Source organism: uncultured Streptococcus sp., from assembly GCF_963536705.1.
Taxonomy (GTDB): Bacteria; Bacillota; Bacilli; order Lactobacillales; family Streptococcaceae; genus Streptococcus.
The window spans coordinates 30,006-42,811 of the sequence record NZ_CAUTAP010000020.1; the positions used below are offsets into that span (position 1 = coordinate 30,006).

13 protein-coding genes and 1 pseudogene are annotated in these 12,806 nt (G+C 38.5%); 2 read left to right on the plus strand and 12 right to left on the minus strand.

Going from position 1 to position 12,806, the window contains the following annotated elements:
* Positions 1-151 precede the first annotated feature (151 nt).
* The 7 genes from RWX26_RS10305 to RWX26_RS10335 form a co-directional block, all read right to left on the minus strand.
* Complete coding sequence (locus RWX26_RS10305) at positions 152-787, minus strand: DUF6287 domain-containing protein (protein ID WP_314581498.1); 636 nt, start codon at positions 785-787, stop codon at positions 152-154.
* 89 nt (positions 788-876) lie between these two features.
* Positions 877-2,493, minus strand: a complete 1,617-nt coding sequence (gene gltX / locus RWX26_RS10310) for a glutamate--tRNA ligase (RefSeq protein ID WP_314581500.1) — start codon at positions 2,491-2,493, stop codon at positions 877-879.
* Between the two features lie 106 nt (positions 2,494-2,599).
* On the minus strand, positions 2,600-3,379 hold the full coding sequence (locus RWX26_RS10315) for an alpha/beta hydrolase family protein (protein ID WP_002916601.1): 780 nt from the start codon (positions 3,377-3,379) through the stop codon (positions 2,600-2,602).
* A gap of 74 nt (positions 3,380-3,453) precedes the next feature.
* Positions 3,454-5,121 (minus strand): ribonuclease J, encoded by a 1,668-nt coding sequence (locus RWX26_RS10320; RefSeq protein WP_124764993.1) that lies wholly within the window; start codon positions 5,119-5,121, stop codon positions 3,454-3,456.
* 264 nt (positions 5,122-5,385) lie between these two features.
* On the minus strand, positions 5,386-5,547 hold the full coding sequence (locus tag RWX26_RS10325; RefSeq protein ID WP_002908616.1) for a hypothetical protein: 162 nt from the start codon (positions 5,545-5,547) through the stop codon (positions 5,386-5,388).
* 214 nt (positions 5,548-5,761) lie between these two features.
* A complete protein-coding gene (locus tag RWX26_RS10330) occupies positions 5,762-5,902 on the minus strand; it encodes a hypothetical protein (RefSeq protein WP_172633372.1) in 141 nt (46 codons plus the stop codon).
* Between the two features lie 21 nt (positions 5,903-5,923).
* Positions 5,924-6,625 carry a hypothetical protein gene (locus RWX26_RS10335; RefSeq protein WP_268697476.1) on the minus strand — a complete coding sequence of 234 codons (702 nt, stop codon included), beginning with the start codon at positions 6,623-6,625 and terminating at the stop codon, positions 5,924-5,926.
* A 1,212-nt stretch (positions 6,626-7,837) separates the two neighbouring features.
* Here RWX26_RS10335 and RWX26_RS10340 point away from each other — a divergent pair.
* Positions 7,838-8,900 (plus strand): annotated as a pseudogene (locus RWX26_RS10340) (TIGR00341 family protein).
* Between the two features lie 112 nt (positions 8,901-9,012).
* On the opposite strand, the gene RWX26_RS10345 reads toward RWX26_RS10340, so the two are convergent.
* From RWX26_RS10345 to RWX26_RS10365, 5 genes are all read right to left on the minus strand, one after another.
* The gene (locus RWX26_RS10345) at positions 9,013-9,216 is read right to left on the minus strand and encodes a CsbD family protein (RefSeq protein ID WP_002908609.1); all 204 of its coding nucleotides are present in this window, start codon (positions 9,214-9,216) and stop codon (positions 9,013-9,015) included.
* A 76-nt stretch (positions 9,217-9,292) separates the two neighbouring features.
* Entirely contained in the window at positions 9,293-9,883 is a 591-nt protein-coding gene (locus RWX26_RS10350; protein ID WP_002907890.1) for an Asp23/Gls24 family envelope stress response protein, read from the minus strand.
* A gap of 17 nt (positions 9,884-9,900) precedes the next feature.
* Complete coding sequence (locus RWX26_RS10355) at positions 9,901-10,071, minus strand: DUF2273 domain-containing protein (protein ID WP_002899156.1); 171 nt, start codon at positions 10,069-10,071, stop codon at positions 9,901-9,903.
* Between the two features lie 11 nt (positions 10,072-10,082).
* Positions 10,083-10,664, minus strand: a complete 582-nt coding sequence (gene amaP / locus RWX26_RS10360) for an alkaline shock response membrane anchor protein AmaP (RefSeq protein WP_002899157.1) — start codon at positions 10,662-10,664, stop codon at positions 10,083-10,085.
* Between the two features lie 55 nt (positions 10,665-10,719).
* The gene (locus RWX26_RS10365) at positions 10,720-10,959 is read right to left on the minus strand and encodes a GlsB/YeaQ/YmgE family stress response membrane protein (protein WP_002899160.1); all 240 of its coding nucleotides are present in this window, start codon (positions 10,957-10,959) and stop codon (positions 10,720-10,722) included.
* 293 nt (positions 10,960-11,252) lie between these two features.
* Here RWX26_RS10365 and RWX26_RS10370 point away from each other — a divergent pair, with 293 nt between their 5' ends.
* On the plus strand, positions 11,253-12,734 hold the full coding sequence (locus RWX26_RS10370) for a M protein trans-acting positive regulator PRD domain-containing protein (protein WP_314581506.1): 1,482 nt from the start codon (positions 11,253-11,255) through the stop codon (positions 12,732-12,734).
* Positions 12,735-12,806 lie beyond the last annotated feature (72 nt).

Here is a 12,806-nt window from a genome sequence, read left to right on the forward strand (position 1 = left end):
TTATTTTTAAACATTCTACTGTATGAAAATGCGAATGTCAAGAGGAAATTTAATATTTATTAAAATAAAAGCGTTTTATCAATTTTTATTCAAAATCAATATATTATATACTGGACTCAAAATAAGAAAAAAAAGAGTCTGTCAAGACTCCTTATTTTACGCGGTAAAAAACATCGGGATGTTCGGAAACACTCTGGGTGATGATGAAACGATCTTGACTGATATCAGTCGGATCCGTCCCATTGACAGTCTCCCCAGCTGGCAGACTCTTTCCTGCTGGAATTATAAGAAAGGCAGCACCGGTTTGGTTTTTCCAACGAATCCCTGCTCGGTAAATCCCATTTTCATCTGGCCCAGAGTAATCTCCTGTCTCAAGCTTGGCAACTTCCGACTCGATACCTGATGCATCGAATGTATAACTGTTCCCTTTGGCATCCTGCCAAGTACCAATCATGCTGGAAAAATCCCCAGAAGCAATAGCCTTCATATCCAAACTAGAAGTTGATGCCGTCTCTTTCTCTCCTTTGCTAGTTTCCTTGGCAGACTTTTCAGCTTCAGTTTCCGAATTCTGCTGAGAGCCTGTATCAGAAGTTTCCTGATTGTACGCTTGACCATCAAGTTCGCTCGAATCGGCCCCTCTTTCAGACTTTTTAGAAGATTCAGAGCTAGTCGAACTTACTTTAGAATTGTTGGAAGCAGGATTCGTCTGCTCTTTCTTTTGGTTACAGGTTACTAGTACGAGTAAGGCTACCAGCCCTCCAATCAAGATGATGATCCATTTTTTCATTTTTCTCTCCTTAAGGTATTTTCTTATTACAATTGTGACATAAAAATAAAAATTTGCAAAGTAAAAACCAGCTTGAAAGCTGGTTTATCTTATTGAATTTGATTCAGCATGTTTTCGATATGCTGGATAGATTTTTCGCGGCCTAATAGATAAATGGTATCTGGCAGCTCTGGTCCATGCATTTCACCAGAAACGGCAATCCGAATCGGCATAAAGAGGTTTTTGCCCTTGATCCCTGTCTCTTTTTGGACAGCCTTGATTTGTGGGAAGATATTCTCCGTCACAAAATCTGCATCAGACATCGCTTCTAGCTTTTCTTTGAAGGCTGTCAACACGGTCGGTACCGTTTCACCAGCCATGACCTCACGCTCCGCATCTGTCAACTCTGGAAAGTCCGCAAAGAAGAGGTCTGTCAGCGGCACGATTTCGTCTACAGACTTCATTTGTGGTTTGTAGAGCTCTACAAGCTTTCTTGCTTTCTTAGTAGTCTTAGTCATATCAGTAAGAATTGAATCTGAATCAGGCAGTTCATAATTAAACAATTGATTGACCGACATAAAACCAAGCGTTCCGAATCCAGAATTGTTATTAGCTTGACGCAGTCCTCTATTTTTAGTTTGTGGCAAAGTTTCTGGCTCTTCATAAAGACGTCCTGCTTTTTCAAGGAAAGGCTTAGCCAGTTCAAAGATCCTTTCAAAATCTGCATTCTTGATGTATTCGTTGTTCATCCAGTCCAGCTTCTTCTGGTCAAAAGCAGCAGGGGACTTACTGAGACGTTTTTCATCAAAGAGCTCAATCAACTCTTGGCGAGAGAAAATCTCATGCTCGCCACCAGGATTCCAGCCCAGCAGTGCAATAAAGTTAAAGACTGCTTCTGCTAGGTAGCCCTTCTTGCGATAATCCTCGATAAACTGCAAGGTATTGGTATCGCGCTTGGACAGTTTCTTACCTGTTTCAGAGTTAATAATCAGGGTCATGTGGCCAAATTCTGGAGCTTCCCAGCCCAGAGCTTCATAAACCATGAGTTGCTTAGGTGTGTTGGCAATGTGATCATCCCCCCGAATAACGTGCGAAATTTCCATCAGATGGTCATCAATAACCACAGCAAAGTTGTAGGTTGGGTAGCCGTCTTTCTTCTGGATAACCCAGTCGCCACCGATATTGCCACCCTCGAACTCAATTTCGCCCTTAACCATGTCACTCCACTTGTAGACACCAGCTTCATTGACAGCCAGACGAACCGTTGGAATGATGCCCGCTGCTTCGCGCTCAGCGATGTAGGCTGCCTTCTCGTCCTCTGACATACCTAGAAACTCATTGATATAACGCGGTGTTTCACCAGCTGCCTCCTGACGTTCGCGTTCAGCCGCTAATTCTTCCTCAGTTACATAGGACTTGTAAGCTAATCCTTTGTCCAAGAGTTCATTGACGTATTTTTGGTAAATATCCAAGCGCTCAGACTGACGGTAGTTTTCGTGAGTCTCAGGACTTTCATCCCAGTCAATACCCAGCCAGCGCAGGTTTTCTAGCTGAGAGCGTTCCCCGTCTTCTACATGGCGCTTGCGGTCAGTATCCTCGATACGGATAATGAAGGTTCCACCATGATGACGAGCATAGAGGTAGTTAAAGAGCGCAGTCCGCGCATTTCCGATGTGTAAAAGTCCAGTCGGACTTGGTGCATAACGCACTCGAATCGCTTTTGTCAAAGTTCCATTCTCCTATTTGTATTTCGGGGAATCATTCCCACTCCGATTTTCAAACGTAAACATTATATCATACTCTGAGGGCAGAATACGACTTTTCAGTCTATTTTTACGACAGGCGCTCTTCCAGCTGGAAGTCGATAGGAAGCCAGGCCAGCACATTCTCCAACTGCTTTTCCCAGTAATACCACTCATGCTTACCTGGACTGTGGCTGTAAGTAATCTCCAAGCCCAAGTCTTGCAGGTTTTTCACTGCCTCCTGATTGGCCTTGTAGAGAAAATCCTCTTCGCCACACCAAGCCCAAAGCTTGGTCTTTTTATCAGATTGCTTGGCTATACTTTCCAGCGAGTGAGGGCTGCTAGTCCAGTCTTTATAGTCTCCAAAAACTCCTCGCCAATAGGCTGGCGTTGCCATTTCAGCATTATCCGGACGAGCATCAAGAAAACTCAAAGCGCCAGAAAGACTAGCTGCGTATGAAAAACGGTTAGACTTGAGAGCCAGCTTAAAGGCTCCGTATCCGCCCATGGAAAGACCAGCGATAAAATTCTTCTCCCGCTTATCTGACATATTTGGGAAAAAGCGCTTGAGCACCCGAGGCAGCTCCTCAGCGATGGCTTCGTAATAGTTAAAGCCGTACTGAGTATCGGTGTACCAGCCATTGCTGGTATTAGGCATGACAACAATCAGATTAGTCGAGCGAACCAGACGCTCAATATTTGAGCGTTTGAGCCAGCTATTGTGATTCCCGTTCATACCATGAAGCAGGTACAAAACAGGAATGTCCTTATCATCCGGCTTGTCCACACGAGCTGCGTCCGGATAGAGGACATTGACGCCCCATTCCATCTCCAAAGCCTCAGAATAATACTCTATTTTCATCACTGCCATTCGCATTTCTCCTTCGTATCTTCCTGACAAGAAAAAGCCGAAGCCCGACTTTTCTTGTATTTGTGTTCAGATTTTTACCGCACTTCCATAACAACCGGCAAAATAGCTGGACGACGCTTGGTTTGGTCAAAGAGATATTTGGCCAGACTGTCACGGACAGCACCCTTCAGCTCACCCCAGTCAAAGCTATCCTGCGCCAGATAATCTTCCACTGTTTTATTGATAATGTCAGAGCTTTCACGCAAAATATCTCTGCTCTTCTTGACATAGACAAATCCACGGGTGTGTACTTTAGCCTTGGAAATGATTTTCTTTTCCTTCCGGTTAACCGTGAGTGCCACGATGAAAATACCATCTTCAGACAAGACCTTGCGGTCGCGCAGGACGATATTGCCTACATCACCAATCGCATTTCCATCAATCATGACATCTCCAGCTGATACTGCACCAGCCGGCACAAAATCACCATGGTCGTATTCCATGATGCTGCCACGCTTAGGAATAAAGATATTTTCCGGCAGCATGCCGACTTCCATGGCAGCCTTGGCATGAGCATCCAAGCCGCGGTACTCACCCTGAATCGGGAAGAGGTACTTAGGCTGCAGCAGGTTAATCATGAGCTGCAAATCACGCGCATTTGCGTGACCTGAAACCCGCAGGTTTTGGGTAATCAGCTTGACAATGCCCCCCGCCTGATAAATCATATTTTCCACGCGAGCCACGACCGCTTCCTTGGCAATTGACGGCGTCGTGACGATGTAAATCAAATCGCCTTCCTTGATTTCCACATAGCGGTGGCGGCCGATTGACATCTTACGCAAGCCATTGATAGGCTCACCCATCCGGCCAGTCTCTAAGATAATCAGCTCATGATCTTCAAACTTGGACATTTCCTTAGGCTTGATCAAGAGGCGTTCGTCCACCAAGGACAGCTTCTTGAGCCGGATCGCTGTACGGACGATATTTTCAATGTCAAAACCTGTCAAAACCACTCGGCGGCCAGTCTCAGCAGCTGCATCAAAGACCTGCTGGATACGAGACAAGTTGCTGGCAACCGCCGCAACAATCACGCGGCCATCCCAGTCAGCAATCGTATCTTCGATTTCCTTGCCAACCTCGCTCTCACTAGCCACTTGAACGCTACTGTCCGCATTGGCTGAATCACTGAGCAAGGCCAGAACGCCCTCACGGCCAATCTCAGCCAGACGGCCAAAGTCTGTCGCGTAGGACGGGTTGGCAGACTGATCAAACTTGAAGTCACCTGTATAAACGATGCTGCCTTTTCTGGTCTTGATGACAATTCCCAAACTCTCAGGAATCGAGTGAGTCGTCCGGAAGAAAGAAACCACGGTTTTGCCAAATTCAATCTCGGTATTTTCATCAATCACATGGAAATCATTGAACTTCTTAACTGCATCGTTATTCTTGACAAAGAGCTTAGCCAGCTCAATCGTCAACTCTGATCCAAAAACCGGCACCTTAGCATCTGCCAAAAGATTAGGTAGAGCACCAATCGCATCCGCGTGCCCGTGTGTCAGAAAGACACCCGCAATTCGCTTCTTGTTTTCAAACAAATAGTCCATGTTGGGAACAACATAATCCACGCCCAACTGCTCATTTTCTGGGTACTTCAGCCCAACATCCAATACAAAAATGGAATCATCCACTTCGGCAACGTAGAGGTTTTTACCATTTTCACGTACGCCGCCTAAAGCAATCAGTTTAATATTGCTCTTGCTCATTTTTTCTCCTATTCAATTTTCAGAACCTCACTTTTATCAAAGATTCTTTATTTTATTACTAACGGTCCTTGGCTAGCCAAGTCGAATTACAGTCTTGCAAACCTATGGTTTGCATATCTAACCTATTATAGCATTTTTTCATGTTTTTTCAAAACAAAGAAAAATTGTTTTTCCATTGTCACTTAGAATGAAGCTATTTTTCTAACCACGAAAAAACACACCGACAGCAAAAAAGAAACAGCCGCAAACTGTCCCTTTTTAGGGTTAGGCTTTGCCAGTCAGATTAAAACGGACAAAATAAACCATTATCGCAGCTGTAACCAAGAAAGCCAGCCCGACCGTTGCCAGAGCATGAGCAGAAAAGAACAGCAGGCTAGCTATCAAGCTTAGAATCGGAAGCGCTACCTCTATAAGCAGAAACCTCATTGAAAATCTACGTTCTAGCTTATTACAAGTAGTGTAGGACAGACAGGGGGGAGAAATTTTCATTACCGAAATGCTCGGAAAGCCCAATCAACTTCTACCCAAAAGTGATAATGTCCAAAAGAAACAGCCGCTCAATCAAATGAGGAAAATCGATAGGGCTGAGATCAACCGAGACAAAACTGTGATTGGGATTACTGAGAAAGCCGGGCAGGATTTAGGTCGTCAAAATTCCAATCACTGCTACCCAAAGACCGATATGGCAAGGAAAGATCAGAGGCAGAAAGAGGCAGGCCGTACAAATGACATAGTCGGATTCATAGTCAAACAGTTGGTGGCGGCATTTTTCTTTTTTCATATTCATACTCTTTCATAAATCCTAAAAACGATTCACCCATATAGCCAAGCGCTGGTAGAAAAAGAGCCAGCAGTCTGCAAGAAAATTAAGGCCCAGCACAATGTAGAGGCCGCGAAGATTTTCCTTAGCATAGACCGCGCTAGCGTAAATCAGTTCCTGACCACCTAAGTGATAATTCAACAAGTCCATCTCTTCTAAATAAATAAGCTTACTCCAAAATTCACTGCCTAGATAAATTAACAGAATATAATTTGCTACTCTGATTACTGGATACAGATATGATGCCAAATAGTAATGTGCATGCTTTTGAAGATGCCAGCGTCTCAGCCATTCTCGTCTATCAAGCTGAGGTCCTGCAAGAATAAAAGTGAGGACGGCCGCTGTCTCTACAACATCTTTGAAGGGGTAGAAGCTCCGTTTGAGAATAGGCTCAAAAGAATCAATACCTGTAATCCCGTAGCTTTTAATCACTAAACTATCCAAGAATTGATAATTGAAGATAATGAATAACATTAAAAATAATATTAAAAACAAGAAAAAGAAATAACCTTTTTTCCACCTTAAAAATCTTTTATACTTCCGACTCCGCCGAATCATCTGCAGCTTGAAATTGGGATTATTCGGTATATTCTCCGCAATAGGCTCACCGCAGGCCGGGCAGATGACATAGTCGGCCTCATAGTCAAACAGCTGGTGCCGACATTTTTCTTTTTTCAGCTTCATTTTCTCTTTACCTTTCCAAAAACCCGAATATCAAGCTGTATGATATTCGGGTTTCTCACCTTTTATTGGCTCACATGGTCTTGCAAATTGCTTATCACCAGTCAACACCATAGTATCGGAGCATCCGCTTGCTGACCCGCATGCCATTGTACTGAATCAGCGAAATCCAGCGGTATTTGTCAATCAAATCTTTAGACACCATTCTGCCACTATTCCGCAAAGACAATCTGACTTGGCAAGACACTGTTCAAGGAGAAAAACAGAAGCAAAAGATACACTTGAACTTTTCTTATAATCGGCATAATCATACCCTCCTAACTGCTAATTGTTTTCCAATCATCATCCCTAATATAAATATACAATGAAAACCCTTTCCCGTCAACGGTATCTTATACTTGCAAAGTGCAAGAAAAAAGGCCCCAGAGGGCTCTCACCCCAGATACACGGCATGCCAATCGTAGCAAAAAACGACCTCTAGCTTTACTCGGCTAGAGGTCTGGTTTACTTCGCTGGTATGAGAGCAATCAGTTCATCCAAGGTGTAACTGAATAACAATTTTTTATTTATTGTTTTTATTATTTTTTATAAACTTTTAATTCCTTCAACCGCTAATGATTTTCTTTTTATCTTAGCATTGGAAATCTCTATAACATAATAAAGCACTATTGATTGAATTCTCGAAGTTTGAAAACCATCTAAAAGCTTCTACTTTCTATACTATCGTTACAATCAGGCAAGCTAAGCAGGCCTGTCTGACAATTCAACCAATATGTCAAGTAAAGCAACTACTTATGTATTACAAACAACTATACCAACAAAGTAAACTTAAAAGCGAATGAATTTGGCTTCCTTTCTTTCTATTTCCTTAACTCTATTATAGTACTCTATTTAGATTTTTGCAAGCGTTTACACATTAAAAATACAAAAATATTTTAAGTTTTTTGAAAAAGTAGTTACACAAAGAAAAAAGGCCGTGACAAACTAATGCTGTTTTGTTATTTGGTTAATAATTCAGTATATGTTGCTTTTTTAATCCAGCAAGAATGTTAAGAAACCTCTTCTCAGAAATTAGATTCTAATCGTAATATTTTTATGTTAAAATAAATAGCGGTTATATACCTCTTACGGTATTTTATTTGGAATATTACTTATTTCATTCATTGCTTTGCATGAATTTATAATTTAGAGGACTTTAATAAGGGGAATACTATTATGAGAAAAATTTTAAAAGAGGATAAACTTTATTCTTTAGTTGAATTTAGAGATAGGCTCTACGATGATTTAGATTTATCAAGAAGCGATTTAGCTACCTTGTTATGTGCAATGTTGATTGCATCTATTGGCTTAAACATGGATTCCACTCCAGTTATCATTGGGGCAATGTTGATTTCTCCATTAATGACACCTATTATTGGAATTGGTTTTTCATTAGCAATACTAGATATGAAACTGCTCAGAAAGTCGTTTAAAATTCTTTCTATTCAAGTTTTGTTAAGCCTCTTAGCATCTACGATTTATTTTTTTATTTCTCCAATTTCTTATGCAAGTTCAGAAATTATTGCCAGAACTTCACCAACAATTTGGGATGTAGTTATAGCTTTTGTGGGTGGGGTAGCTGGAGTTATTGGAGCACGAAAAAAAGAAGCAAATAACATTGTACCTGGAGTTGCTATCGCAACAGCTCTTATGCCCCCAGTATGTACTGTCGGCTATGCTATAGCAACAGGAAACTTTGAGTTTATGTTAGGAGCATCCTACTTATTTTTCATTAACTGTAGTTTTATTATGCTTGCTACATACATAGGGACGAGCTTAACTATGGTGAAAAATCATTACATTAAACACAATCAAGAAGCCTATAAAATGCGAAAAATATTAATTCTAGTTTCGCTTATTCTTATTATTCCAAGTTTGGTTTCAGCGACTACCTTAGTGAGAGAGACCTTAATCAATGAATCTATAAATAAATAAATACTTATCTGATCAGTTTAAAGACAACACAATCCTAAAAAAGAACTATGATAAAGAAAATAATACTTTAAAGTTAACTATTTCAGGAAACTATCTTTCAGATGAGGAATTGAAAGAAATTCTTAGTAAACAAAACGATTATGGCTTGAAAAATCTTTCAATTCAAATTTCTCAATTATCCAATGATCGCTTGACCGAAAAAGACATAGTCGAGTATATTATTCAATATAAAAATGACCATGAACTTCAAAAAATTGATAAGGAGAAGGAGAAGAAAGAAACTCCAACTAAAAACAAGGAATAGGAACAATTTTCCTAGCCAAATACACAAAAAAGAGAGAACAGGATTAAATGTTCTCTCTTTTTAGTTACTATAGTTAACAAAGACTTTTTATAAGGAAAATCAACTATTGGTTTTATTTTTCGTCTTTTTTAACCATATTTTTAACGCCTTCGATTGCGCCTTCAACAGCATCTTTGGCATCTACTGCAACTTCTTTAACTTTAGAAACTACTTTTTCAGCAGCTCCTTCTTTTTCTGTTTTTTTATCACCAGTTAATTTGCCAAGGCCTTCTTTAACAGAACCTTTAGCTTGGTTGAATTTTTCTTCTGTAGACATATTTGATACCTCCGTTGTTAGTTTCCATTTTTAAAGCAATGAAAGAATATAAGAATTCCTAATCTTGGTTAGAGAATTAACGAACGCGAGCTTTTTCATTTGATGCAGCATCTTTAACAGCCTCTACACCATCGCCAACTTTTTCTTGAACAGCTGAGAAGCCACCGCTAATGCCAGATTTTGCTTTTTCGAATTGCTCTGAAGCAAATTCACCTGTTGATTCAGCAACATCTGTCACTCGGTCTTGAAGGCTTACTGAATCCGCTTCGTGTTGTTCTTTCGTTTTAATATCAACAACATTGACATTTACTTCAACAACTTCCAAATCAGTCATCTTAGAAACTTCTTCTACAACAACTTTCTTGATTTCTTTGTATAAAGCAGGAACATTCTTTTGATATTCTGCAACAACATTCAAGTCAACAGCTACTTGTTCTTTACCAACTTCAACATTGACACCATGAGTGACATTGTCAGAGTTGACCAATTTATCTTTTATGTTAGAGAAGAAGCCGCCGTCAACAGCCAGCAAACCTGAAACTTTCTCTAAAGAGAGACCGATAATTTTTTGAATGACCTTATCATCGTAAGTCAATTCACCTTTTACTTCATGAGCTGCTTGAGCAACTTCTTTTTTTGCAACATCTTTAACATCTTTATTTGACATGTTAAACTCCTTTATTCTTATTTAAATATATTTTTGTTTTGAATATAATATCCAATTCCTGCCCCTAGAGTAGCGCAAATCAAGACAAATAGAGTCTTAAAGAAGCCAAAGGATAGGATAAAACACGCTAGAATAATGCCTGCTAATCCAGACAAGATTGGATATTGATATTTTTTAAACCATTCCATTTTTTACTTCCTTACTTTACACGACTAGTAGTTTTTTTAGCCGCTTCTTTTGGCTTGAAGTCTGAGACAGAGATTTTAAGCTTGACATTATGATTGATTCCGAAGAATTCTGTCAATCCAGACGCAATTTCTTCTTGAATCAACTGACTTCTCTTGATGATGTTTTCCGAAGGAACAATTGCCCCTTTAACAGAAACCATACATTTGTTTTTACGGCTATTTACTGAAACTGTAGGATCTTTAATTAAACCGTGTTCTGTTAACAGACTACGAACAAACCCTTCAATGGCTGAATTTTTCAGCATCAGTTTTCCATCCGCATCAGCTAGCTGAATTTCCAAACGTCTCTTAGGATAAAAAACTATCACTAACATCAGTAATAAGATTAAGCTTGCTAAAACCACAGTGCCCCAGAAAACATACCTAGAAAGATAGTAACCCACAAAAGGAATCTGCTTCCAAGTGAATAACTTCCAGCTAAATAACTGGAGCCCCAGACCGCTGACTTTATGAAAGTCTAGCAAAACAGGAATCAAAATTGTCAAGATTAAAATACAGAAAATAAGGGAAAGTATTTTTCTTGATTTTGACATATTGAATCCTCACATCATTAAATTTTAAATTGTATTTTGAAAGTAAAAAGACAATTTATGCCTTTTTACCTACAAAAAATGATACAACAGCTACTACAATAACTGCACCAATGATAGAAGGAAGCAAGGCCATACCAGCCAAACTAGGACCCCAAGTTCCCAAAAGTGACTGACCGACAGCAGAACCAACTAAACCTGCAACAACGTTTGCAATAACACCCATTGAGCCGCCTTTTTTAGTGATTGATCCAGCAATAAGACCAATAACACCTCCAACAATAATAGACCAAAGCATATTGATTCTCCTTTCTAATTTTTTCTAAATCAAAATTGTTTAATAATATTTTTTACTATTATTTTTTGATTAACATAATTATATAATTTTCCAACTTGGAAACATAATAATTCAACTTAGTTTTCTTTCCGTTTATATGTACTATAGATACGCAAAGATAAGAATTCCTTGTTCTATAGGCTTTTATCAGCATTTTTAGATATATTTTAGAGTTGTTAAACGAGGTTAAATGCATAAAATATGGTATAATTGCCTGATAATAAAAACACTATATAAAGAAAGATAATATTTTAATGCGAGAATTACTGTCTAAAAAGAGCCACAGGCAATTAGAACTATTAGAACTACTATTTAAAAACAAACGCTGGTTTCATATTTCTGAACTGGCTGAACTATTGAATCGTACAGAACGTTCAGTAAAGGATGATTTATCCCATGTCAAGTCTGCGTTTCCTCAATTGATTTTTCACTCGTCCACTAATGGCATACGTATCATTAATACCGATGATAGTGATATTGAGATGGTCTATCACCATTTTTTTAAGCATTCAACCCATTTTTCAATTTTAGAATTCATCTTCTTTAACGAAGGATATGAAACTGAGGGTATTTGTAAAGAGTTTTATATAAGTTCTTCATCACTCTATCGTATAATCAGTCACATTAACAAAATTATAAAAAAACAATATAATTTTAAAATTAGTCTCAATCCAGCTCGGATTATTGGAGATGAGATTGATATCCGTTATTTTTTTGCACAATATTTTTCGGAAAAATATTATTTTCTTGAATGGCCCTTTACAGATTTTTCAGTAGAACCTTTGTGTAAGCTGTTAGAACTGGTCTATAAAGAAACTGCATTTCCTGTCAATTTCGCAACTCAAAGAATGTTAAAATTGCTCCTGGTTACAAATTTATATCGAATAAAGTTTGGTCATTTCTTGGAAGTTGAGAAAGATTCTTTTAATAATCAATTGTTAGAATCTTTCATGCAGGCAGAAGGAATCGAAGACATTGTAGCGAGCTTTGATTCTGAATATCATATCTCTTTGAATAAAGAAGTGATAGGTCAATTATTTGTCTCCTATTTTCAAAAAATGTTTTTCATTGATGAAAATCTATTTATGAGCTGCGCAAAAACAGACAGCTATGTAAAAAATTCGTATCAATTATTAAGTGATTTAATTGATCAGATAGAAAGCAAATATAATCTAAAAATAGACAATAATGACAATCTTATTTGGCATTTGCATAATACAGCACATCTGCACCGTCAGGAACTATCTACAGAGTTTATTCTATTTGATCAAAAAGGGAATACAATCAAGAACTTTCAAAATATTTTCCCTCAATTTGTTTCAGATATTAAAAAAGGGATTGAACATTACCTAGAGACTTTGGATATCTATAGCACACCAATGAAAGTCAACCATCTATCCTATACTCTTATCACTCACAGCAAACATTTAGTGCTGAATCTTTTACAAAATCAGCCTAAATTAAAGGTTTTAGTCATGAGTAATTTTGATCAGTATCATGCAAGATCGGTAGCAGAGACACTTTCTTATTATTGCAGTAATAATTTTGAACTTGAAGTTTGGAATAAATTAGAATTATCAATCGATTCTTTAAAAGAATCACCTTACGATATCATCATTTCTAATTTTGTTATTCCTCCCATTGAGAACAAGAGACTGATCTATTCCAATAATATTAATACGGTCGCACTCATCTCCTTACTTAACGCAATGATGTTTATTCGATTAGACGAGTGATTTAGACTATTTTTACCATAAAAATAGCATAAAAATCTAGTTATCCGCATAAAAACTGGACTTATCACACTT